Genomic DNA, 21,658 nt, shown 5'->3' on the forward strand with positions numbered 1-21,658 from the left:
GGTTGATAGGCCAGATATGGAAGACCGGTAACGGTTGGAGTTGACTGGTACTAATAGGCCGAGGGCTTGTCCTCAGTTGCTCGCGTCCACTGTGTGGTTCCCGGGTTGCGAACAGTCGCAATCGCTGGTTGAACCAAGTTTCACTCTTAACTAAAAAGTGTGCTTGTTCGCTAGAACCCGATAGGGTTTCGGTGGTCATTGCGTTAGGGAAACGCCCGGTAACATTTCGAACCCGGAAGCTAAGCCTTTCAGCGCCGATGGTACTGCAGGGGGGACCCTGTGGGAGAGTAGGACGCCGCCGAACAATCTTTCAAGGACCCTTGGTCCCAGCGTTCATGCTGGGACCAAGGGTCCTTTTTGTTTTGCCGAAGCGCGCCGAAGTGGTCGGTGCGTGAGAATGAATGCAGTACCTAAGACAGGAGCACGTCGATGTCCACCAACTCTTCCGACGATCGTTCGGAGCGCCGGCCGCAGCGGCGCGACGACGGTGACCGCGGTGGTTTCCGGCGTGACGACCGGGGGCCTCGTCGTGACAACGACCGAGGTGGCCGCCCGGCCGGCGGCGGGGGCGGCTACGCAGGCCGTGACAGCCGCAATGACAGTCGTAGTGATAGCCGCGGTGGGGACCGTAGTGGTTTCCGTCGTGATGACCGTGGTGGTCGTCCGTCGGGTGGCGGCGGTGGTGGCGGTTACGCCGGGCGCAGTGACCGTCCTTCCGGCGGCGACCGCGGTGGCTTCCGTCGTGACGACCGTCCCTCCGGTGGCGACCGCGGTGGATTCCGTCGCGATGACCGTCCCTCCGGTGGTGACCGTCGTGACGATCGGCCGCGTGGGCCGCGTCGCGATGACGAGCGTGGTGGCGGGTTCCGTCGTGACGACCGCCCGTCCGGTGGGGACCGTGGTGGTTTCCGTCGTGATGACCGTGGTGGTCGTCCGTCGGGTGGCGGCGGCGGTGGCGGTTACGCCGGGCGCAGCGACCGTCCTTCCGGTGGCGACCGCGGTGGCTTCCGTCGTGACGACCGTCCCTCCGGTGGCGACCGCGGTGGCTTCCGTCGCGATGACCGCCCGTCTGGTGGGGACCGTGGCGGTTTCCGTCGTGATGACCGTCCCTCGGGTGGCGACCGTGGTGGGTTCCGTCGCGATGACCGCCCGTCTGGTGGGGACCGTGGTGGTTTCCGTCGTGATGACCGTGGTGGTCGTCCGTCGGGTGGCGGCGGTGGTGGCGGTTACGCCGGGCGCAGCGACCGTCCCTCGGGTGGCGACCGCGGTGGGGACCGTGGTGGGTTCCGTCGTGATGACCGTCCTTCCGGTGGGGACCGCGGTGGATTCCGTCGTGACGACCGTCCCTCGGGTGGCGACCGCGGTGGATTCCGTCGCGATGACCGTCCCTCCGGTGGTGACCGTCGTGACGATCGGCCGCGTGGGCCGCGTCGCGATGACGAGCGTGGTGGCGGGTTCCGTCGCGATGACCGTCCCTCGGGCGGTGACCGCGGTGGCTTCCGTCGCGATGACCGTCCCTCGGGCGGTGACCGCGGTGGCTTCCGTCGTGATGACCGTCCGTCCGGTGGCGACCGTGGTGGGTTCCGTCGCGATGACCGTCCCTCGGGCGGTGACCGTGGTGGGTTCCGTCGCGATGACCGTCCCTCCGGCGGCGACCGCGGTGGGGACCGTGGTGGGTTCCGGCGTGACGACCGTTCCTCCGGTGGGGACCGTGGTGGGTTCCGGCGGGATGAGGAGCGGGGGCGGCGGCCGTATGGGGCCGGGCGCGGGCGGGATGACCGGCGGGACGATCGTCGGGATGACCGGCGGGACCGGGATCGGGAGCCGATCAAGCGGCTGCCGATTCCTGAGGACGTCACCGGTGACGAGATCGACAAGGATGTGCGGCAGGAGCTGTTGAGCCTGCCGAAGACGCTTGCCGAGGATGTGGCCAAGAACCTGGTGATGGTCGCGAAGCTGCTGGACGAGGACCCGGAGCGCGCTTACGGGTACTCGCGGGTGGCGCTGCGGCTGGCGTCGCGTGTGGCCGCGGTGCGGGAGGCTGCCGGCTTCGCGGCGTACGCGGTGGGCAACTACAGCGAGGCGCTGGCCGAGTTCCGGGCGTCGCGGCGGATGACCGGCAGCGTCGAGCTGTGGCCCGTCATGGCGGACTGCGAGCGCGGTCTGGGCCGGCCGGAGAAGGCCATGGCGATGGCCGGTGAGCCCGAGGTGGCGAAGCTGGACAAGGCCGGGCAGGTCGAGATGCGGCTGGTCGCTGCGGGTGCCCGTCGGGACATGGGGCAGGCGGACGCGGCGGTGGTGACGCTGCAGAGTCCTGAGCTGGCGTCGAACGCGGTGCACCCGTGGACGGCCCGGCTGCGGTACGCGTACGCCGACGCGCTGCTTGAGGTGGGGCGTGAGGGCGAGGCGCGCGACTGGTTCGCGAAGGCGCTGGAGGCCGACCAGGGCGGTACGACGGATGCGTCGGACCGGCTTGCCGAGCTGGACGGTGTGGAGTTCACCGACGCCCTCGGGGACGATGACGAGGACGAGGACGAGGCCGGGTCGGACGGTGACCCCGAGGCGACCGCTTCGGTGGATGCGGATCTGGTGGAGTCCGTCGCGGTGGCCGAGATCGGCGACGTGGCCGATGAGATCGTGGACGAGGTGGAGGCCGAGGCCGGTGCGGAGGCCGCTGCCGAGTCCGAGGTGACGGAGGAGCCGCCTTCCGAGGAGAAGTGACCTCGGTGAGGTGAGACGGCAAAGGGCGGGATCCTGGTGGATCCCGCCCTTTGGTGTGTGTGGTGGGGGTCAGGGAGCGTACGGGGCTATCGGGTTGCGGAGGGTGCCGCTCATCTGGAGGGCGCCTGCCGGGTCCTGGAGGTCGACCATCTGCTGGTTGTTGCGCAGCTGGAGGCGGTTGAGGCAGGAGAGCCCGAACTCGTCGGCGAACATGTCGTACTGGCGGAACTTGTCGGCGAGGTGCGGGGCCGACTTCTGGTAGTCGGTGACGCACTCGGCGACCGTGCGCCAGAAGGTGTCCTCGTCGATGACGTCCAGGTCGGCGAGGGTGCCGTTGAGGAAGCGGAAGAAGCAGTCGAAGACGTCGGTGAAGATGGAGAGGAGCTTTTTGTCCTCGGGGACGTCCGCGCGGATGCGTTCGACGGCGGGGGGCAGGACCGCGTCGGGGTCCATGACGGCGATCTCTTCGGCGATGTCCTTGAAGATGACGCGGTTCACCGCGCCGTCCTCGATGACCAGGATGGCGTTCTCGCCGTGCGGCATGAAGACCAGGTCGTAGGCGTAGAAGCTGTGCAGGACCGGGGTGAGGTACGCCTCGAGGTAGCGGCGCAGCCAGGTGGCCGGTGCCAGGCCGGATTCCTCGATGAGGGCGGCGGCGAAGGAGTTGCCGTCGCGGTCGATGTGGAGGAGCGAGGCCATGGTGGCCAGGCGCTGGCCCGGTTCCAGGGTGGGGACGGGGCTTTCGCGCCAGAGGGCGGCGAGCATTTTGAGGTACGGGGAGCCCTTGGCGGTGGCGGCCTCGTACTGGCGGTGGTGGTAGCCGATGGCGGCGCGCTCGCGGATGATCGAGAAGCGGGAGGCCTGGAAGGTCTCGTCGCCGGCGATCAGTCGGGCCAGCCAGTCGTTGATGGCCGGGGTGGCCTCCATGTACGAGGCGGACAGGCCGCGCATGAAGCCCATGTTGAGGACGGAGAGGGCCGTCTTGACGTAGTGCTTCGTGGGCTCGGTGGTGTTGAAGAAGGTGCGGATGGACTGCTGGGCGAGGTAGTCGTCGTCGCCGGTGCCGAGACAGACCAGGCGCTGCTGGGCGACCTCGGCGGCGAAGGTGACCGAGAGCTTGTTCCACCACTGCCAGGGGTGGGCGGGGATGAGGTGGTAGTCGGCGAGGTCGAGGCCGAGGGACGTCATGGTCGCGGCGAAGCGGGTGAGGGTGTCCTCGCCGAGTTCGTCGCGTACCAGCGTGTCGTAGTCGAGGTCGGCGCCGGCGGTGAAGGTGGAGTGGTCGCGGCGGGCGGCGAGCCAGATCAGCCGCACGGGGGCGGCGGTCTCGGGGGCGTAGGCGTGGTACTCGTGGATGCCGAAGCCGAGGCGGCCGTTGTTGGCGACGAAGCAGGGGTGGCCCTCGGTCATGCCGGTCTCGATGGCCTGGAAGGGGGCCTTGGTGAGTTCGGCGGCGCTGAGGGGGTCCGCGGTGAGTTTGTAGGCGGTGCCGGAGAGCGTGGAGCTGATTTCCTCCAGGTAGACCGGGAGGATCTCCTCGCCCAGGCCCAGGGCCTGCTGGAGTTCGATGAAGAACTCCAGGGCGTCCAGGGGGAGTTCGGCGTCGCCTCGGTGGCGGGTGATGCTGTCGGCGTCGACCTGCCAGTGGTCCAGGCTCAGCCGGCGGGCGGCGAAGCGGTACTCGACGGTGCCGTCATCGCTGCGTACGGCGTAGTGGCCGTCCTGGGGGAGGCGCTTGGGGGCGAGCAGCCGTTCGTGGGCGAATTCGGCCAGGCCCTTGCGGATGAGGAGGCGGTTGGCCGTCGCCCACAGGTCGGGGGTGAGGTGGGCGACCGCGTCCCGGGCGGGGATGTGCGGGGCGCCGTGGGAGGGGTTCGGCATCAGTTCTCTCCTCGGGTGGCCAGGAACTGGTCGCGGGTGCAGGTGCTGAGGTAGGCGTCTTTGGAGGGCAGCGAGACGGTGCGGAGGATCTCGAAGCCGACGGCCTTGTTGAGGGCGTGGACGCCGGTGTTGCGGGCGTCCGGTTCGACGACGACGCGGCGGGTCTCCGGGTCGTCGAAGAGCATCTCCATGACGGTGGTGATGACGGCGCGGGTGAAGCCGTGCACGGGGGCGCCGGTGGGGGCCGTCAGGAAGTGCATGCCGACGTCGCCCGGTTCGGCCGCGTGGATGCCGACCAGTTCGCGGTGCGCGGGGTCGTAGCGTTCCATCAGGAAGGCCGGGGTGCCGTTGTGCAGGCCGAGGTAGGCGTGGTGGTGCGGGTCGGCGGCTATCCGCGCGAATTCCTTCTCGACGGCCGGCAGGTCGCAGTCCTGCATCAGCCAGAAGACGGCTTTCGGATGGGTGACCCAGCTGTGCAGGAGCGCTGCGTCGGCGGCCGGGTCGACGGGGCGGAGCGAGAATTCGCCGAGCGTGGCGTCGGTGCGGGTGAAGAGCGGGGCGCTCATGCGGATACCTCCATGGGGTGGTGCGGGCCGGCCGGTGCGGAGAACTCCTGGAAGGCGATGGACTTCTCGACCGGGTAGTACTCACGGCCGAGCAGTTCGCGGATGATGCAGGAGTTGCGGTACGCGGCCATGCCGAGGTCGGGCGTGACGAACCCGTGGGTGTGCAGCTCGGCGTTCTGTACGTAGATGCTGTGGCCGCCGGTGTCGATGCTGTAGTTGCGTGCCACGTCGTAGCGGCCGGCGTCGTCCCAGGCGATGCGGTCGTGGACCGGGGCCAGGAATTCGGGGGTGCGGTAGCGGTAGCCGGTGGCGAGGATCAGGCCCTGGGTGTCGAGGGAGAAGTCCTGGCCCTGTTCCTCCTGGCGCAGGCCGAGGGTGTAGGTGCCGGACGCCTCGTCGTAACCGGCCTGGTGCAGCGCGGTGTTGGTGAGCAGCCGGGTGGGGCAGGGGCCGCCGAGGTTCTTCTGGTAGAGCAGGTCGAAGATTCCGTTGATGAGTTCGGAGTCGATGCCCTTGTAGAGGTTCTTGTGCGAGGCGTTCAGGCGGTCGCGGGTGGCCGCGGGGAGGGAGTGGAAGTAGTCCACGTACTCCGGGGAGGTCATCTCCAGCGTCAGCTTGGTGTATTCGAGGGGGAAGAAGCGGGGGGAGCGGGTGGCCCAGGTCAGGTGGTAGCCGTGGCTGTCGATGTCCTGGAGGAGGTCGTAGTAGACCTCGGCCGCGCTCTGGCCGCTGCCGACGATGGTGATGCTGTCCTTGGCCTGGAGGGCGGCCTTGGAGTCGAGGTAGTCGGCGTTGTGCAGCAGGTCGCCGCCCAGGCCCTGGCAGGCCTCGGGGATGTGGGGCGGGGTGCCGGTGCCCAGCACGATCTTGCGGGCGCGGTAGGTCTTCCGCTCGCCGGTGGGGGTGTGTTCGGCGTGCACCACGTACAGCTCTTCGCGCGCGTCGTATTCGACGGTGGTGACCTGGTGGGCGAAGCGGATGGAGTCGAGTTTTCCGGCGGCCCAGCGGCAGTAGTCGTTGAACTCGGCGCGCAGCGGATAGAAGTTCTCGCGGATGTAGAAGGAGTACATCCGGCCCGATTCCTTCAGGTAGTTCAGGAAGGAGAAGGGCGAGGTGGGGTCGGCGAGGGTGACGAGGTCGGCCATGAAGGGCACCTGGAGGTGGGTGCTGTCCAGCATCATGCCGGGGTGCCAGTCGAACGACGCCTTGTTGTCGAGGAACAGGCCGTCGAGTCCGTCGATCGGCTCGGTCAGGCAGGCCAGGCCCAGGTTGAAGGGGCCGAGGCCGATGGCGATGAAGTCGTATGGGGCGGACACGAGGGTCTCCGATGGGGGAGGGGAAGCTGCGGGGAGGGTCAGCGCGCGCTGAGGGCCGGCTCGGGCTGTTCGGCCAGGTAGCTGCCGGCGTGCTCGGCGATCAGGTCGAGGACGGTGGCGATGTCGTCGAGCGTGGTCTCCGGATTGAGCAGCGTGAACTTGAGGTAGTGGCGGCCGTCGACGACGGTGCCGGCCACGATCGCGTCGCCGGAGGCGAACAGGGCCTCCCGGGCGTGCAGGTTGACCCGGTCGCTGAGCTGCGGGTCCTGGTCGGAGCTGGGGACGTAGCGGAAGACCAGGGTGCTCAGCACGGGTTCGACGACGACGTCGAAGCGCGGGTCGTCGTGGAGGAGTTTCCAGGCGTCCGCGGCGCGGTCGATGACCTCGTCGAAGAGTTCGCCGACGGCGTCCGCGCCCATGATGCGCAGCGTCAGCCAGAGCTTGAGCGCGTCGAAGCGGCGGGTCGTCTGGAGGGACTTGTCGACCTGGTTGGGGATGCGCTTCTCCGCCATCCGGCGCGGGTTGAGGTAGTCCGCGTGGTAGGTGACGTGCCGCAGGGTGGTGCGGTCACGGACCAGGACGGCGCTCGAACTGACCGGCTGGAAGAACGACTTGTGGTAGTCGACGGTCACCGAGTCGGCGCGCTCGATGCCGTCCAGCAGCTCGCGGCGGCGGGAGACCAGCAGACCGCAGCCGTAGGCGGCGTCGACGTGCATCCAGGCGCCGTGGCCTGCGCACAGGCCGGCGATCTCGGGAAGCGGGTCGATGCTGCCGAAGTCGGTGGTGCCGGCGGTGGCGACGACGGCCATGGGTATGAGCCCGTCGCGGCGGCAGGCGGCCAGTTCGGCGGCGAGGGCGGGGATGCTCATGCGCCGGTTCTCGTCGCACGGGACGGAGATGACGGACTCCGGGGCCATGCCGAGCAGGGTGGCCGACTTCTGGATGCTGAAGTGGCTGCACTCGGAGCTGAGGATGCGCAGCCGGGGCAGGACGTCGGCGCGGGTGGCGCCTGCCGGGGAGTCCTCGCGGGTCAGCTCCCGGCGGCAGGCCTCGTCGCGGGCGAGCAGCATGGCCTGGAGGTTGGACTGGCTGCCGCCGCTGGTGAAGATGCCGTCGGCGTGTTCGCCGAGGCCGATCCGGGCGGCCGTCCAGTCGATCAGGCGGCGTTCGATGAGGGTGCCGCCGGCGCTCTGGTCCCAGGTGTCGAGGGAGGAGTTGACGGCGGAGAGCACGGCCTCGCCGACCAGGGCGGGGATCACCACGGGGCAGTTGAGGTGCGCGAGGTAGCGCGGGTGGTGGAAGTAGACGGCGTCGCGGAGGTAGACCTCTTCGAGTTCGTCGAGTGCGGCGGCCGGGTCGTGCAGCGGCGTTTCGAGGTCGACGCCGGCCACGGTCGGGGTGAGACCGTCGACGGAGATGCCGGTGAAGGGGCGCGCGGTGCCGGCGATTTTCGCGCTGACGCGCTGGACGCTGTCGGTGACGGCGTGCCGGTACTGCTCGGCCGTGCCGTTGTTGAGCAGATAGGTCCGGCTTTCGACGGGCTCATCGCGCGCGGTGGTGCGGGTGTTCTGCGGTGTCGCCCCGGGGGTGCCGGCGGTCGACGGATCCTCGGCGGGGTACGCGAGGAGAGTCATGAAGGTGTCCTCCCTGATGCGGACTTGACCACGTCCTGCTCAGGGGGGATGGTGCCAAGGCACAACACCCCGCCCGATGACGCAGTGAGGTAAGCCTAACCTAACTAGTCATCGGGGTGGGCACGGGGTGCCTCCGGCGGCCCGCCGCAGCCGCATTCCGTCGGCCGGCCGGCCGGACTCAGGACGCGGAGTCGTCCAGGGTGCGCAGCACCAGACCGGTGGCGGGCTTGGGTCCGAAGGACGTGGACTTCCGCGGCATCGTCACGCCGTACTCGGCGAGTTGGCGCACCGTCTCCTCGGAGGTGGCCCGCATCAGGACGGCCGTACCGCCGTGCCGGGCGGCCTGCTCGACGGCCGCCTCGGTGTGATGCAGATAGCTGATGTCCGAGGGGTGGTCGGGGATCCGCCACACCTCGTCCAGCAGGACGGAGTGCAGCACCGTGGCGTCCAGCCGCCGCCAGGCCTCCGGCCGGTCCGCGCGGATCGTCCGGTCGAGCAACTCCGGGTCGGGCCGGTCCAGAAGATGGAAGGCCCCCGGGCCCTCCGCGAGCACGAAGGCGTTCCCCGGAGTCTTCTCCAGCGCCTCCAGCGCCGCGGACAGCTCGCCGGGCAGCGGACGCACGCGGAACGCGCCCGCCAGGTCCGCCAGCGCCGTCGTGGGCGGCAGATGCGGCAGTACGCGGTGGATGGCGCGGACCTGGAGCGGATAGCGGGCGGTGTCGACCAGCAGCACCAGACCGGATGCCCACGGCGACCGCGCGGTGGCGCCGGGCAGCTGCTCGTACAGCCGTTGGTAGGTCGCCCAGCGGTGGTGGCCGTCGGCGATCAGGGCCTGCCGGCCGGCGAGATCGGCGTCGACGGCCGCGAGGTCGGCGGGGTCGGTGACCGCCCACAGGCGGTGCGCGAAGCCGTCCTCCGTGGTGGTGGACAGCAGCGGGGTGGTGCGCACGCTGCGTTCGATGACGGCGGTGGCGCCATTGGCGGTGCCCTGGCCGCGGTAGGACAGCAGCAGCGGCTCGAAGTTGGCCGCCGCCTCGCGCATCAGGGCGGCCCGGTCCTCGACCACCTCGGGGATGACGCCCTCATGCGGCAGCACCGGTCCGTCCAGGCGCAGCGCGCCGATCAGCCCGCGCTGGAGCACCTCGCCGCTGCGCTGTTCGTAGACGTACAGCGCGGGCCGGTCGTCCGTGGCGAGGACGCCCTCGGCGCGCCAGCGGCGCAGGGTGTCGGCGGCCTGGCGGTGGCGGGTGGCCGGGTCGGCGGCGTGCGGCAGGATCAGCCGGACGATGTTGTACGGGTCGGCGGTCTCCAAGTGGCGCACGCCGTCGGGCCGTACCACGACGTCATAGGGCGGCGAGGTGACGGCGGTGAGGCTGCTGACACGGTCCGGGGCGTAGCGCAGTCCGCGGAACGGGAGGAGGCGGAGGCCGTCGGTGCTGGTCATTGAATAATGCTATGCCGCTGACCCCGTGAGGGATGATCGGGGGACAGCCAGTGCGTGGCTGGAAATACCGGTATGCGCGATACGGAGACCAGCGGACGCGCGGTACGGTGCGGCCTCCGCGATGCGGAACGGGGCACTCGGTGCCGGGCGCGGGCGTGAGGAGCGAAAACGGCATGAACGAGCAGGTTCGCAGGCTGCCCGGCGGGTGCGAGCGCGCCCTGAGCGTGGCGTATGACACGGCGCTGCTGGATCTGGACGGCGTCGTCTACGCCGGCGGGCAGGCCATCGAGCACGCGGTGGAGTCGCTCACGACGGCGCGGGACGGCGGGATGCACCTCGCATATGTGACCAATAACGCAGCCCGCACGCCGGAAACGGTCGCCGGACAGCTGACCGGATTCGGGCTGCCGACCGGGCCCGACGACGTGATCACCTCGGCGCAGGCGGTGGCGCGGCTGATCAGCGAGCAGGTGCCGGAGGGCTCCCGGGTGCTGGCCATCGGGGGCGAGGGGCTGCGGGTGGCGCTGCGCGAGCGGGGCCTGGATCCGGTGGAGTCCGCCGACGACGACCCGGCGGCCGTGGTGCAGGGCTTCGACCCGGCCCTGGACTGGGAGCGGTTGGCGGAGGCCGCGTACGCCGTGCAGCGCGGGGTGCCGTGGTTCGCGTCCAACACCGATCTGACGATCCCCAAGGAGCGCGGGATCGCCCCGGGAAACGGCGCGTTGGTGGAGGTGGTCCGTACCGCCGCGGGCGGCAGGCCGCAGGTGGCGGGCAAGCCGCAGCCGCCGATGCACCGTGAGACGGTCCTGCGGACCGGCGCCGAGCGGCCGTTGGTGATCGGCGACCGGCTCGACACGGACATCGAGGGCGCCTTCAACGGCGAGGTGGACTCGCTGCTGGTGCTCACCGGCGTCACCACGGCGGCCGAACTGCTGGCCGCCCCGCCGGAGCACCGGCCCACGTACGTGGACGCCGATCTGCGGGGGCTGTTGGGGCCGCAGCCGTCGGTCGAGGAGGCGGACGGTGGCTTCCGCTGCGGCGGCTGGAGCGCGCGCACGGACGGCGACGCGCTCGTCCTGGACGGCGACGGTGACCCGCTGGACGGGCTGCGGGCGCTGTGCGCGGCGGCCTGGGCGGCGGCGGGGGACGGCAGGTGCACGGCCGAAGCGGGCAAGGCGCTGGCGCGTATCGGGATGTGAGGCGGCGCTGAGGCGCGCCGGGCGGACGGTGGCGGGGGGCGAGCCACCGTCCGCCGCCGGCTCAGTCCTCGTCGGCCTGCGCGGTGCCCGCCGTCAGCTCCGCGATCAGGTCCTCCTCGGTGGCGCCGCGGCGCCAGTAACCGGTGAACTTCACGGCCCTGCGGTCGATTCCGCGCTCGCGCACGAGGTGCCGGCGCAGCGCCTTGACGGTGCCGGCCTCACCGGCGATCCACGCGTACGGCGTGCCCTCGGGCAGTTCGGCGGCGCGCAGTGCGTCGAGCACCGGCTCCTGGCGCGCGCCCGGAGCGCCGTCCCGGACGATCCAGGTGATGTCGGCGTCGGCGAAGCCCGGCAGCGGCTGCCGGTCGTCCTCGTGGCCGATCTCGATCCAGACCTTGGCGCGGGTGCCGGGGGAGAGCCAGGACAGGATGCCGGCGATGGCGGGCAGCGCCGTCTCGTCGCCGGTGAGCAGGATCCAGTCGGTGCCGTGCGGCGGGCGGAAGTCGACGCCGCCGTTGTCCTCGACGGCCGGGGCGAGGACGGACAGCCGGTCGCCCGGCCGGGCGCGGAAGGCCCAGCGGGAGGCCGGCCCGCCGTCACCGTGCAGCGCGAAGTCGACGTCGAACTCCCGCGGCTCATGGCGCTGTTCGCGGATCGTGTACGAGCGCATCACCGCCCGCTCGGCCGGGTCCTGCGCCCGCCAGGCGGCGTACCAGCCGTCGCCGGTGTCGTGGAAGACCGGCATGTCCTGGTGCGGCTGCGGCAGGAAGAGCTTGAAGCGCTGGTCACGACCGCCGGACGCCAGCTCGGCCAGCCGTTCGCCGCCGAAGGTGATCCGGACGACGGAGGTGCTGACCCGTTGCGAGCGGACGACATGCACATCGAAGAAGCGGAAGGGCGCGGTGGCGGGGGCGACGGTCGTGGTCATACGGAGAACCTCCCGGAACGTGCTGCGGTCTCTCGGTGGCGGGGTGTGCGGCGCTGAACAGGCGGTGATGCTGCGTCAGTTGACCTTTTTGGCGTCCTCGATCGCCTTGGCGAGCGCCTCGATGAGGGGCGCGGCGCCCGCGTAGGAGAAGCGCGGCTCGCTCGACCAGGGCGTGATCTGCCCGGCCTTGACGGCGGGGAGCTTGGCCCAGGAGGGCTTGGCGGCGAGGTCCTTGGGCTGGAGGGTGGCGGTGCGGTTGTCGAGCATCAGCACGTCGGCCTTGTACTTGTCGGCGTTCTCCCAGCTCAGGCTCTCGAAGTAGCCGCCCTTGTCCAGGTGGTCGGGGACGATCAGGTCCACGCCGAGGGACTTGTAGTACATGAGGTCGGCGTTGATGCCCGGGTTGGACGCGTAGAAGAGGTCGGGGCTGCCGGAGCAGGCGAGCACCTTGACGGGGTGCGACTTGGCGGCCTCGCGCAGCGCCGCCGAGGCCTTCTCGAAGCGGGACTTGGCGTCGGTGACCTTCTTGGCCCCGAGGTCGGCGCCGAGTGACTTCGCCAGCTCGGCGTAGCGCTCGATGATGTTGACGAGCGGGGTGCGGGACGAGGTGATCGCGACGCTCTTGGCGAGCTGGGTGATCTTGTCCTTGCTGTCGTCCGGCACGAACCACAGGGCGCCCGGCTCGTACATGTTGGTGACGAGCAGGTCGGGGCGCAGGCCCGCGTACTTCTCGACGTTGAACTGGTTGTAGGCGTTGCCGATGATGGTGACCTTGTCGACGTCCACGTCGCCCGCCTGCGGGTCGGCCTTGCCGTTCTTGAGCTTGGTCGGGCCGAAGACGCCGACGATCTGGTCGTCGATCCCGAAGTCGTGCAGGGCGGCCGCGGTGCCGGTGAAGGCGACGATGCGCTGCGGCCTGCCGTCGAGGGACACCTTCTTCTTGCGGTCGTCGGTGAACGACCAGGGGCCGCCCTTGCCGCTGCCCCCGCCGCTCCCCGGGCCCTTGCCGGCGCCGCAGGCCGCGAGCAGCGCGCCGACGCCGACGGCACCTGACGCGGCGAGGACGCCTCGGCGGGACACAGATACGCTTCGGGGGGTGCTCATGCGGGATGCGCTTCTCTCTGGGAGGGCCTGCGGGTCAACTGTGAGGGTAGGCTAACCTAACTCCCGTGTTGGTTGACAGTCCCCCCGAAGCAACGAAGGCCCCGGCCCCCGCGGCGCCGCAGCGACGGCTCGTCACGCGCTCCATGGGGCTGCTCGCCTCCGTCGCCGTGCTGGCGGTCGTCACCGTCCTGGGCATAGCCGTCGGCGCGAAGCAGATACCCCTCGACCAGGTGTGGCACGGGGTGTTCCACTACTCCGGCTCCGACACCGACGTCGTCATCCGCGATGTGCGCCTGCCGCGCACCCTCCTCGGCCTGATCGTCGGAGCCGCCCTCGGCCTGGCCGGCACCGTGATGCAGGCCCTGACGCGAAACCCCCTCGCGGACCCCGGAGTTCTCGGCATCAACGCCGGTGCCTCCGCCGCGGTCGTCTCCGCCATCAGCTTCTTCGGCGTCACCTCACTGTCCGGATATGTGTGGTTCGCGTTCGCCGGCGCCGCGGTCGTCTCCGTCGCGCTGTACGTCCTCGGCGGCACCCGTAACGCCACGCCCGTACGGCTGGCCCTCGCCGGCACCGCGCTGACCGCGGTCCTCACCGGCTACATCAACGCCGTCAACCTCATGGACACCGCGGCGCTCGACAAGATGCGCTTCTGGACGGTCGGTTCGCTGGCCGCCGCCACCACCCCGACGGTCAGCCGTATCGCGCCGTTCCTCATCGCCGGCGGCCTCCTCGCGCTGCTGCTCGCCCGCCCGCTGAACGCCATCGCCCTCGGCGACGACCAGGCGCGTGCGCTGGGCGCCCGGCTGACCCGCACCCGGGTGCTGGCGATGGTCGCCATCACCCTGCTGTGCGGCGGGGCGACCGCAGCCTGCGGCCCGATCGTCTATGTCGGCCTGATGGTTCCGCATGTCGTACGGGCCATCACCGGACCCGACCTGCGCTGGATCCTGCCGTACTCCGCGGTCCTCTCGCCGGTCCTGCTGCTCGGTGCCGACATCCTCGGCCGGGTCGTGGCCCGGCCCGGCGAGCTGCAGGTCGGCATCGTCACGGCGGTCGTCGGCGGTCCGGTCTTCATCTATCTCGTACGGCGTCGGAGGATGGCCCAGCTGTGAGCTCGACCGTGAAGCCCGAGCAGGGGGCAAAGCCTGCGCAGGGAACCGCGCCCGGGACGACCGGCCCGGCAGGCGGCGGCAACTCCGGGGCGAGGACGACCCGTCGGGTGCGGCCCGTACGCACCGGCGGCGGGCTCTCGCTGCGGCTGGACGTGCGCGCCGTGCTCGTCGGCGCGCTGCTGCTGATCGTCGCGCTGGCCGCGGGCGTCGCGCTGATCGGCTCCGGCGACTACCCGATGACGCCCGGTGAGGTGCTCGGCGCGCTGACCGGCGGCGGCGACGCCGGCCAGGCCTTCATCGTGCACGAGCTGCGGCTGCCGCGGGTCCTGGTGGGGCTGCTGGTCGGCGCCGCCTTCGGGATCGCCGGCTCCGTCTTCCAGACCGTCTCCCGCAACCCGCTGGGCAGCCCCGACGTCCTCGGCTTCGCCCAGGGATCGTCGGTCGGCGCGCTGATCGTCATCGTCTACTTCCAGGGCACCAGCTACGCGGTCGCGGCGGGCGCGGTCGTCGGCGGCATCGCCACCGGCATCGCCATCTTCTCGCTCGCCTGGAAGCGCGGCATCCACGGCTACCGCTTCGTCCTGGTCGGCATCGGTGCCTCCGCGATGCTCTACGCCATCGTGCTCTACCTCATGACCAAGGCGAACATCGTCGAGGCGACCCGCGCCACCACCTGGATGACCGGTTCGCTCAACGGCCGTGACTGGGACCAGGTCTGGCCACTCGCCGCCGTCAGCGCCGTACTCGTCCCGCTGGTGCTGATCCTCGGCCGCCCGCTGCGGATGCTGGAGATGGGCGACGACGCCGCGTACTCGCTGGGCGTACGGGTCGACCGGATCCGCCTCGTGGTGCTGCTGGCCGCCGTCGTGCTCGTCGCCGCGGCCACCGCCGCGGCCGGGCCGATCTCGTTCGTGGCGCTCACCGCACCGCAGCTCGCACGGCGGCTGACCCGCTCGCCCGGCCCCAACCTGCTGCCGTCCGCCCTCATGGGGGCGCTGCTGCTGGTCGCGGCCGACTGGGCCTCGCAGCGGCTCTTCGGCGCCGACCAGCTGCCCGTGGGCGTACTGACCGGAGTCCTCGGCGGCGGCTACCTGCTGTGGCTGCTGGCCACCGAGCGGAAGGCCGGACGGATATGAGGGCCGGACGGAGATGATGGCCGGACGGGACACGCACGGACCGTCCGGCCCCCGCACCCCGTACTGCGCGCCCCGGCCGCCCCGCCCCGCGCACGGCACTCAGCAGCGATACGACCACCACCCCCAGGAGCCCTGAAGTGAGCCGTCTCACGGCCGAGAACGTCACCCTCGCCTACGACCAGCGGGTCATCGCCGAGAACCTCTCGGTCACCATCCCCGACCACTCCTTCACCGTCATCGTCGGCCCGAACGCCTGCGGGAAGTCCACGCTGCTGCGCGCCCTCTCCCGGATGCTCAAGCCCACCGCCGGATCGGTGCTGCTGGACGGCGCGGCGATCTCCTCCCTCCCGGCCAAGAAGGTCGCCAGGACGCTCGGGCTGCTGCCCCAGTCCTCGATCGCCCCGGACGGGATCACCGTCGCCGACCTGGTGGCGCGCGGCCGCTACCCGCACCAGGGGCTGCTGCGCCAGTGGTCGGGCGAGGACGAGCGCATCGTCCAGGAGTCGCTGGCCGCCACCGGCATCGGCGAACTCGCCGAGCGCTATGTCGACGAACTCTCCGGCGGGCAGCGCCAGCGGGTGTGGATCGCGATGGCACTGGCCCAGCAGACCCCGCTGCTCCTCCTGGACGAGCCCACGACCTTCCTGGACATCCAGCACCAGATCGAGGTGCTGGACCTGTGCGCCGAACTGCACGAGGAGCAGGGGCGCACCCTCGTCGCCGTGCTGCACGACCTCAACCACGCCGCCCGCTACGCCACCCACCTGATCGCCATGAAGGACGGCGCGATCGTCGCGGAGGGCGCACCGGCCGACATCGTCACGGCGGAGCTGGTGGAACACGTCTTCGGGCTCGGCTGCCAGGTCATCGACGACCCGGAGACCGGTACGCCACTGGTCATCCCGGCGGCCCGCAAGCCCCGCAAGGGGAAGGGCGCGGACGGCGCCGAGGAGGGCTCCGCGGCGGACGGCCCGGCCGCGGACCGGGCCACGGCCTCGTCTACAACAGCGTCCTGAGGCGCAGCAGGTCGCGCAGGCCGGCCTCCAGCTTCACCCGGCCGCTGCCCCACGCCTTGGCGAAGTTCAGCTGCCCGTCGACCAGCGCGACGAGGTCGTCACCGCTCATCGTGAGACGGATTTCGGCCTTCTGCGGCGGTGGACCGGGGACGTGCGTCAGCTCCCGGATGGTGCCGTCGGTCAGGCGCCCGAGGAAGGTGACGTCCAGGTCCGTGATGCGGCAGCTGAGCGAACGGTCGAGCGCGGCGGCGCTGCGTACGTCGCCGTCCGCCGAGGAGAGATTCTTGGCCAGCCGGTCGAGAGCGGCGCGGCACTGGTCGAGGGTTGCCATCGTGATCGACGATACGCCAGGTCGGGGGCGGCTCGTTCGTCGTCGGCACCGTTGGTCAAGGTAGCGTCAGGGACATGGAAGAGCCGATGTCCGGCCCGGAGCCGGAGGCAGTCGCGGGGCCCGGCGGTCCCGGCCTGCCCGCGGGGCCTGCCGAAGCGGTCGGGCCCGCCGAGCCGCAGCCGCTCGGCGTCGTGGTCACACCGACCGGCGACGCCGCCATCGACGCCCGGCTGGGGCGGCTTGCCGACGCCGACCACCTCCCCGCGAGCGGCCACCTGGAGGTGTACGAGGATGTGCACCGTGGGCTGCGCGACGCGCTGGCCGCCCTCGACCAGCGCCCCGGGCCGCCCGCCCCTTCCTCGACGACGCACGACATCAGGAGCTGAACCACAGGTGGCAGGAGTGGCACGACGCCGACTCGACGCGGAGCTGGTGCGCCGCAAGCTGGCCCGCTCGCGCGAGCACGCGAGCCAGCTGATCGCCGCGGGCCGGGTGACCGTCGGCGGGGGGACCGCGACCAAGGCGGCCACCCAGGTGGAGACCAGCGCCGCGGTGGTCGTCCGCGAGGACGCGAGCGACCCCGACTACGTCTCGCGCGGCGGCCACAAGCTCGCCGGCGCGCTCGCCGCCTTCGTCCCGCTCGGTCTGCGGATCGAGGGCCGGCGGGCACTCGACGCCGGGGCCTCGACCGGCGGGTTCACCGACGTCCTGCTGCGGGCCGGCGCCGGACACGTGGTCGCCGTCGACGTGGGCTACGGACAGCTGGCCTGGTCCCTGCAGAGCGATGACCGGGTCACCGTGAAGGACCGGACGAACGTACGCGAGCTGACGCTCGAACAGATCGACGCGCAGCCCGTCGATATCGTCGTCGGTGATCTCTCCTTCATCCCGCTCGGCATCGTCCTGCCCGCACTCGTCGCCTGCACGGCGCCCGACGCGGATCTGGTGCTGATGGTCAAACCGCAGTTCGAGGTCGGCAAGGAGCGGCTGGGCAGCGGCGGAGTGGTGCGCAGCGCGGAGCTGCGGGCCGAGGCGGTGCGCGCCGTCGCCGGCCGGGCGGCGGAGCTGGGACTTGGCATTCTTGGCGTAACTGCGAGCCCCTTGCCGGGCCCCTCGGGAAATGTCGAGTACTTTCTGTGGCTGCGCGCCGGGGCGCCTGCACTCGACCCGGCGGATGTCGACCGTGCAGTGGCGGAGGGGCCCCGTTGACCACATCCCAGACAGTTGAAGGCAGCGCAGCACGCGAGGACAGCGGCGCCGGGCGGACGGTGTTCCTGCTCGCGCACACCGGCCGCCCGGCGGCCATCCGCAGTGCCGAACTCGTCGTCCAGGGGCTGCTGCGCAGCGGCATCGGCGTACGGGTGCTGGCGGAGGAGGCCGCGGATCTGCCGCTGCCGGCGTCCGTCGAACGCGTCGAGTCGGAGCAGTGCGCGGCCGAGGGCTGCGAACTGCTGGTGGTGCTCGGCGGGGACGGGACGCTGCTGCGCGGCGCCGACTTCGCCCGGACCTCCGGGGTGCCGATGCTCGGCGTCAACCTCGGGCGGGTCGGCTTCCTGGCGGAGGCCGAACGCGACGACCTCGACAAGGTCGTCGACCGGGTCGTCACCCGCACCTATGAGGTCGAGGAGCGGATGACGCTCGACGTCCTCGTACGCAACAACGGCAGCGTCGTGCACACCGACTGGGCGCTGAACGAGGCGTCGGTGGAGAAGGCCGCACGGGAGCGGATGCTGGAGGTCGTCACCGAGGTCGACGGCCGGCCCGTGTCCCGCTTCGGCGGCGACGGCGTGGTCTGCGCGACCCCGACCGGCTCGACCGCCTACGCCTTCTCGGCCGGCGGGCCGGTGGTCTGGCCCGAGGTCGAGGCGCTGCTGATGGTCCCGATCAGTGCCCATGCGCTGTTCGCCAAGCCGCTGGTCACCTCGCCGGACTCGGTGCTCGCGGTCGAGGTGCAGCCCAAGACCCCGCACGGGGTGCTGTGGTGCGACGGCCGCCGCAGTGTCGAACTCCCGGCCGGTGCCCGGGTGGAGGTCCGCCGCGGCGCGGTGCCCGTACGTCTCGCGCGACTGCACCATGCCTCCTTCACCGATCGTCTGGTCGCCAAGTTCGCCCTTCCGGTGGCGGGGTGGCGGGGAGCGCCGCACTGAGACCCGCCCCGGCGGGCCGGGGCCGGGCGGGGACGGCAGCGTCGTCACCTCCCCGGCGGCCGGTGCGCGAGGAGCGCACGGGCGCGGGTCAGGGCGGAGTCGCGGTGCGCGGCGAGCTCGCCTTCGGTGAAGACCGGGGTGCGGATCTGCGGGGGGATGCCCGCGCCGTCGAAGGTGCGGCCGTCGGAGGTCAGGAACTCCTCGTTGGGGAGGGCGAAGGACCAGCCGTTCGGGAGGGTGCGGCCGAGGGTGTCGGAGAAGACGCCCTGGGTGTTCTCGCCGATGCGGACGGGCGCGGGGGCGCGTTCCATCAGGGCCTGCGTGAAGGTCTCGCCCGCACTGATCGTCAGCCGCCCGGTGAGCACCGTGAGCGGGCCGGTGTAGGCCGGGCCTCGGTGCGGGGCGACCCGGATCGGCTGCGGTGCGGTGAACTTCCCCGGATCGTGCGGATCGTTGCGCGCCCGCTTGGTGTACGCGGGATACGGGCGGCCGGTGAGGCGCGAGGCGATCCGCAGGCCGAGGGGGTCCGCACCGCCGCCGTTCAGGCGCAGGTCGACGATGAGGCCGCGCAGCGCCGCGGGGCCGTGGGTGCGGGCCTTGGTGAACACCGCGTCCAGCGCCCGGTCGAGCTCGGCGACATCGCCGGCGTAGTCGCCCTTCTCGGTGTATCCGGCGAACTGGGTGACGCGGAAGTAGCCGATACGGCCCGGGAGATCGGCGTAGGAGAGTTTTCCGCCGGCCCAGTGCCGCAGGCGGACCCCCGGGCCGAGGTTCGCGGCGATCGCCTTGTCGGTACGGGCCATGGATCCGGGTGTGGGCAGGACCGTGCCGGGGCGGGTGCCGGCGAACCACAGGTCTTCGGAGGCCACCAGCCGGGTGTGGGCGTCGTGCAGCGGCTCGATCATCTCGCGGAGCACGGCGAAGAGTTCACCGTCGGTGGTCTTCGCCGTGACGCGGGGGCGATGGCGGTCGCGGACCGCGTTCCAGTCGATGTGCTTCGCCCGGAAGAACGGGTAATTCTCGGCGTAGGTCTGCCAGAAGACGTCGAAGACCGCCCGGGGGTCGCGCGGCGGGCTTGTGCGGCAGCGGCCGGGCAGGGCGCCGGTGCGGTGCAGGACGCGGCGGCCGACGTTGTCCGCGAGGGACAGCCGGGCGCGGTCCTTGCCTTCCGGCGTCACGCTGACGGGGGCCGCATCGCCGGACGTGAACACGCTCCCGTGCGCATCGGCGGCGCCCGTCCTGGTGCCGGTGAGCGTGCCGGGCAGGCAGCTGACCGCGGTGATGTCGTAGCTCTTCAGGCTGCGGCCCTTGATGACGACGAGGGTGCCGTAGCCGTCCATCCGCCAGATGCCCTCCGGCGACGGCCCGCGCCCGGCCCGGTCCGCGGGCTTTCCGTTTGCCGGGGCGGCGCCGTCCGCGCGGTGCGGGCCGGCCGGAGCCGAGCACGCGGCAGCGGTGACGAGGGCGGCCACGGCGGCCAGCAGGGCCGGCCGTCCCGGGCGGCGCGGGGGCCGTCGCCGGGCCTCCGGCTCGGCCGGCCGGGCCCCGGTGCCGGGCCCGGACGGGTCCGCGGCGGCCGGTCCTCCCGTACGGGCCGGCGGTGGGGTGCGGCGGCGGCCCGGACCGCGGGGGATCTCGGGGGCGTGAACCGGGGGCGTCCCGGGGTCCGGCTCAGGGTCTCGCATGGGGGTACCTCGCTGGGAGTCAGGCCGTTGCCAGGGTTTCCGTGGCACGGCGGCGCAGGATGACGTGGACGGGCAGGCCGGTGGCGAGCAGGGCGAGCAGGAGGGTGCCGCCGGCCATCGCCCCGGCCGTCGTCCAGGGGAGGTACGGCAGCGGGCTGCCGAACGCCTGCCGCAGCATCGGGGCGAGGGTGAACAGCGCGATGGCCGCGCCGAGGACCAGGGCCGTCCCCGCGACCACGGCCGCCTCCCAGGCCGCCATCGCCCGCACCTGGCGCGGATGCGAGCCGATCAGCCGCAGTAGCGCCATGTCGCGGCGCCGCTCAGCGGTGATCATGGCGAGGGTGTTGGCGGCGGCGATGGCGGCGAAGCCCGCATAGAGGGCGGTGCCGATGTAGTCCAGCCACACCTCGCCCGGGGGTCCCGCCGAACCGGTCGCGTGCTGAGCGGTCGTACGCACCGCGATCTTGGTGGTGCCGAACGCCACCACCAGGACCAGCGGGACGACCGCGGCCGAGAAGCGGCGCGATTGCGTGGTGACGTTCTGCATCGCGAGTTCGGCGGCGCTGCCGAAGCGGCCGATCAGCCGGGACACCAGCCAGGCCGCCGGGCTGACCAGGCGCGGCCCCAACAGCCCCGCGCCGAAGCAGAAGAGCAGCAGCACCAGGAACGCCCCCTGGCTCGCCTCATCGGACGATTGGCCCGCCAGCAGCCGGGAGACGACCACCCCGCCCGCCACCGCGACGAGCCCGAGCGGCAGCCGCAACAGCCCCAGCTCCCGTCGCCCCGCCGCCGCCTCCTCCAGGGCCCGCGCGGGACGGAGCGCCGCGAACCGGCTCGCCGCGAGCAGCCCGGCCACCGCCGAGGTGATCACCGCCACCGCCAGGCATACCGGCAGCGCCACCCAGCTGAAATGGAAGGCAACCGCGCGCGGGACGAGCCCCTGGTCGACCATGCCGCCGAACCACCACCGCGCCAGTACGGCACCGAGCGCACACCCGGCGAGCGCCGACGGGACGGCGGCCACCACCGCCTGGGCCGCGGTCGCCCGGCGGATCTGCCACGGCCGGGCACCGATCGCGCGCAGCATCGCGAACTCGCGGTGCTGCTGGGTGACGGCCGTGCCCATCGTCGAGGCGACCACGAAAATCGACATATAGATCGAACCGATGAGGAGGACGACTGCCATGTCCCCGACGTGTGCGGCCTCCATCGCCCGCCGCGCGGTGGACGGGACACTGTCCGTGCCGGTCGCCACGAGCATCGTCGTCGACGCACCGACGACCGTCGCGGCGAACAGCGTCGCCACCGCCGTCCCCACGAACGCGGGCCGGTGGCCGCGCAACGCCGCACGCGCCAATCCGCTGGCCATGAGCACACCCTTCGATCACTTCCGCGACCCACTCGTCGCGCCCACCCGTTCCGTTCCGTGATCAGC

General features: G+C 71.6%; 19 protein-coding genes, 1 rRNA gene and 1 pseudogene. 11 read left to right on the forward strand and 10 right to left on the reverse strand.

Going from position 1 to position 21,658, the window contains the following annotated elements; all coding sequences use genetic code 11:
- Positions 1-187 precede the first annotated feature (187 nt).
- The 3 genes and pseudogenes from rrf (at position 188) to ACIRQ7_RS22280 (ending at position 2,721) form a co-directional block, all read left to right on the forward strand.
- Positions 188-304: ribosomal RNA gene (gene rrf, locus ACIRQ7_RS22270) — 5S ribosomal RNA — on the forward strand.
- 590 nt (positions 305-894) lie between these two features.
- Positions 895-1,749 (forward strand): annotated as a pseudogene (locus ACIRQ7_RS22275) (hypothetical protein); the annotation flags it as partial.
- 87 nt (positions 1,750-1,836) lie between these two features.
- Complete coding sequence (locus ACIRQ7_RS22280) at positions 1,837-2,721, forward strand: hypothetical protein (protein ID WP_404264943.1); 885 nt, start codon at positions 1,837-1,839, stop codon at positions 2,719-2,721.
- A 69-nt stretch (positions 2,722-2,790) separates the two neighbouring features.
- Here the strand turns inward: ACIRQ7_RS22280 and ACIRQ7_RS22285 are convergent, their stop codons facing one another.
- The 5 genes from ACIRQ7_RS22285 to ACIRQ7_RS22305 all read right to left on the reverse strand — a co-directional run bounded on the left by ACIRQ7_RS22285 (position 2,791) and on the right by ACIRQ7_RS22305 (position 9,562).
- On the reverse strand, positions 2,791-4,602 hold the full coding sequence (locus ACIRQ7_RS22285) for an IucA/IucC family protein (RefSeq protein ID WP_404264591.1): 1,812 nt from the start codon (positions 4,600-4,602) through the stop codon (positions 2,791-2,793).
- Positions 4,602-5,168, reverse strand: a complete 567-nt coding sequence (locus ACIRQ7_RS22290) for a GNAT family N-acetyltransferase (RefSeq protein ID WP_404264592.1) — start codon at positions 5,166-5,168, stop codon at positions 4,602-4,604. The genes ACIRQ7_RS22285 and ACIRQ7_RS22290 overlap by 1 nt, the downstream gene beginning before the upstream one ends.
- Positions 5,165-6,484 carry a lysine N(6)-hydroxylase/L-ornithine N(5)-oxygenase family protein gene (locus tag ACIRQ7_RS22295; protein ID WP_401474010.1) on the reverse strand — a complete coding sequence of 440 codons (1,320 nt, stop codon included), beginning with the start codon at positions 6,482-6,484 and terminating at the stop codon, positions 5,165-5,167. The genes ACIRQ7_RS22290 and ACIRQ7_RS22295 overlap by 4 nt, the downstream gene beginning before the upstream one ends.
- 38 nt (positions 6,485-6,522) lie before the next feature.
- Entirely contained in the window at positions 6,523-8,118 is a 1,596-nt protein-coding gene (locus tag ACIRQ7_RS22300; protein WP_404264593.1) for a pyridoxal phosphate-dependent decarboxylase family protein, read from the reverse strand.
- 178 nt (positions 8,119-8,296) lie between these two features.
- Positions 8,297-9,562, reverse strand: coding sequence for a DUF1015 family protein (locus tag ACIRQ7_RS22305; RefSeq protein ID WP_404264594.1), 1,266 nt, complete (start codon positions 9,560-9,562; stop codon positions 8,297-8,299).
- 173 nt (positions 9,563-9,735) lie between these two features.
- Here ACIRQ7_RS22305 and ACIRQ7_RS22310 point away from each other — a divergent pair, with 173 nt between their 5' ends.
- Positions 9,736-10,761: an HAD-IIA family hydrolase gene (locus ACIRQ7_RS22310; protein ID WP_404264595.1), complete on the forward strand. Its 1,026-nt coding sequence runs from the start codon at positions 9,736-9,738 to the stop codon at positions 10,759-10,761.
- A gap of 61 nt (positions 10,762-10,822) precedes the next feature.
- On the opposite strand, the gene ACIRQ7_RS22315 is transcribed toward ACIRQ7_RS22310, so the two are convergent.
- Positions 10,823-11,689, reverse strand: coding sequence for a siderophore-interacting protein (locus tag ACIRQ7_RS22315; protein ID WP_404264596.1), 867 nt, complete (start codon positions 11,687-11,689; stop codon positions 10,823-10,825).
- A 75-nt stretch (positions 11,690-11,764) separates the two neighbouring features.
- On the reverse strand, positions 11,765-12,793 hold the full coding sequence (locus ACIRQ7_RS22320; protein WP_404264597.1) for an ABC transporter substrate-binding protein: 1,029 nt from the start codon (positions 12,791-12,793) through the stop codon (positions 11,765-11,767).
- Between the two features lie 65 nt (positions 12,794-12,858).
- On the opposite strand from ACIRQ7_RS22320, the gene ACIRQ7_RS22325 reads away from it, so the two are divergent.
- From ACIRQ7_RS22325 to ACIRQ7_RS22335, 3 genes are all read left to right on the forward strand, one after another.
- Positions 12,859-13,908 carry a FecCD family ABC transporter permease gene (locus ACIRQ7_RS22325; RefSeq protein ID WP_404264598.1) on the forward strand — a complete coding sequence of 350 codons (1,050 nt, stop codon included), beginning with the start codon at positions 12,859-12,861 and terminating at the stop codon, positions 13,906-13,908.
- The gene (locus ACIRQ7_RS22330) at positions 13,905-15,044 is read left to right on the forward strand and encodes a FecCD family ABC transporter permease (protein ID WP_404264599.1); all 1,140 of its coding nucleotides are present in this window, start codon (positions 13,905-13,907) and stop codon (positions 15,042-15,044) included. The genes ACIRQ7_RS22325 and ACIRQ7_RS22330 overlap by 4 nt, the downstream gene beginning before the upstream one ends.
- Positions 15,045-15,181: 137 nt before the next feature.
- Positions 15,182-16,060 (forward strand): ABC transporter ATP-binding protein, encoded by an 879-nt coding sequence (locus ACIRQ7_RS22335; RefSeq protein WP_404264600.1) that lies wholly within the window; start codon positions 15,182-15,184, stop codon positions 16,058-16,060.
- On the opposite strand, the gene ACIRQ7_RS22340 is transcribed toward ACIRQ7_RS22335, so the two are convergent.
- The gene (locus tag ACIRQ7_RS22340; protein ID WP_404264601.1) at positions 16,044-16,391 is read right to left on the reverse strand and encodes an SCP2 sterol-binding domain-containing protein; all 348 of its coding nucleotides are present in this window, start codon (positions 16,389-16,391) and stop codon (positions 16,044-16,046) included. The two genes, ACIRQ7_RS22335 and ACIRQ7_RS22340, sit on opposite strands and share 17 nt — an antisense overlap.
- Before the next feature lie 86 nt (positions 16,392-16,477).
- Here ACIRQ7_RS22340 and ACIRQ7_RS22345 point away from each other — a divergent pair, with 86 nt between their 5' ends.
- From ACIRQ7_RS22345 to ACIRQ7_RS22355, 3 genes are read left to right on the forward strand one after another with little or no spacing between them, the layout of a single operon-like run.
- Positions 16,478-16,777 carry a hypothetical protein gene (locus ACIRQ7_RS22345; RefSeq protein WP_404264944.1) on the forward strand — a complete coding sequence of 100 codons (300 nt, stop codon included), beginning with the start codon at positions 16,478-16,480 and terminating at the stop codon, positions 16,775-16,777.
- A gap of 7 nt (positions 16,778-16,784) precedes the next feature.
- Positions 16,785-17,600 carry a TlyA family RNA methyltransferase gene (locus ACIRQ7_RS22350; protein ID WP_401473982.1) on the forward strand — a complete coding sequence of 272 codons (816 nt, stop codon included), beginning with the start codon at positions 16,785-16,787 and terminating at the stop codon, positions 17,598-17,600.
- 59 nt (positions 17,601-17,659) lie between these two features.
- A complete protein-coding gene (locus ACIRQ7_RS22355; protein WP_403677539.1) occupies positions 17,660-18,538 on the forward strand; it encodes an NAD kinase in 879 nt (292 codons plus the stop codon).
- Between the two features lie 44 nt (positions 18,539-18,582).
- Here the strand turns inward: ACIRQ7_RS22355 and ACIRQ7_RS22360 are convergent, their stop codons facing one another.
- Together ACIRQ7_RS22360 and ACIRQ7_RS22365 are read right to left on the reverse strand one after the other, a co-directional pair.
- Positions 18,583-20,223, reverse strand: coding sequence for a S41 family peptidase (locus tag ACIRQ7_RS22360; protein WP_404264602.1), 1,641 nt, complete (start codon positions 20,221-20,223; stop codon positions 18,583-18,585).
- 19 nt (positions 20,224-20,242) lie between these two features.
- Positions 20,243-21,409, reverse strand: coding sequence for an FtsX-like permease family protein (locus ACIRQ7_RS22365; RefSeq protein WP_404264604.1), 1,167 nt, complete (start codon positions 21,407-21,409; stop codon positions 20,243-20,245).
- On the opposite strand from ACIRQ7_RS22365, the gene ACIRQ7_RS22370 reads away from it, so the two are divergent.
- Positions 21,408-21,653 carry a hypothetical protein gene (locus tag ACIRQ7_RS22370; RefSeq protein WP_404264605.1) on the forward strand — a complete coding sequence of 82 codons (246 nt, stop codon included), beginning with the start codon at positions 21,408-21,410 and terminating at the stop codon, positions 21,651-21,653. The genes ACIRQ7_RS22365 and ACIRQ7_RS22370 overlap by 2 nt on opposite strands.
- Positions 21,654-21,658: the final 5 nt, after the last annotated feature.

Origin of the sequence: Streptomyces sp. NPDC101393, from assembly GCF_044767385.1 — a bacterium.
In the GTDB taxonomy this organism is placed as follows: domain Bacteria; phylum Actinomycetota; class Actinomycetes; order Streptomycetales; family Streptomycetaceae; genus Streptomyces.

Excerpts from the sequence above, each read along its gene's own strand:
- ACIRQ7_RS22285 (WP_404264591.1), bottom strand. The coding sequence starts at position 4,602 with ATGCCGAACCCCTCCCACGGCGCCCCGCACATCCCCGCCCGGGACGCG.
- ACIRQ7_RS22290 (WP_404264592.1), bottom strand. The coding sequence starts at position 5,168 with ATGAGCGCCCCGCTCTTCACCCGCACCGACGCCACGCTCGGCGAATTC.
- ACIRQ7_RS22300 (WP_404264593.1), bottom strand. The coding sequence starts at position 8,118 with ATGACTCTCCTCGCGTACCCCGCCGAGGATCCGTCGACCGCCGGCACC.
- ACIRQ7_RS22305 (WP_404264594.1), bottom strand. The coding sequence starts at position 9,562 with ATGACCAGCACCGACGGCCTCCGCCTCCTCCCGTTCCGCGGACTGCGC.
- ACIRQ7_RS22310 (WP_404264595.1), top strand. The coding sequence starts at position 9,736 with ATGAACGAGCAGGTTCGCAGGCTGCCCGGCGGGTGCGAGCGCGCCCTG.
- ACIRQ7_RS22315 (WP_404264596.1), bottom strand. The coding sequence starts at position 11,689 with ATGACCACGACCGTCGCCCCCGCCACCGCGCCCTTCCGCTTCTTCGAT.
- ACIRQ7_RS22320 (WP_404264597.1), bottom strand. The coding sequence starts at position 12,793 with ATGAGCACCCCCCGAAGCGTATCTGTGTCCCGCCGAGGCGTCCTCGCC.
- ACIRQ7_RS22340 (WP_404264601.1), bottom strand. The coding sequence starts at position 16,391 with ATGGCAACCCTCGACCAGTGCCGCGCCGCTCTCGACCGGCTGGCCAAG.
- ACIRQ7_RS22345 (WP_404264944.1), top strand. The coding sequence starts at position 16,478 with ATGTCCGGCCCGGAGCCGGAGGCAGTCGCGGGGCCCGGCGGTCCCGGC.
- ACIRQ7_RS22360 (WP_404264602.1), bottom strand. The coding sequence starts at position 20,223 with ATGCGAGACCCTGAGCCGGACCCCGGGACGCCCCCGGTTCACGCCCCC.
- ACIRQ7_RS22370 (WP_404264605.1), top strand. The coding sequence starts at position 21,408 with ATGTCCCCGACGTGTGCGGCCTCCATCGCCCGCCGCGCGGTGGACGGG.
- ACIRQ7_RS22365 (WP_404264604.1), bottom strand. The coding sequence starts at position 21,409 with ATGGCAGTCGTCCTCCTCATCGGTTCGATCTATATGTCGATTTTCGTG.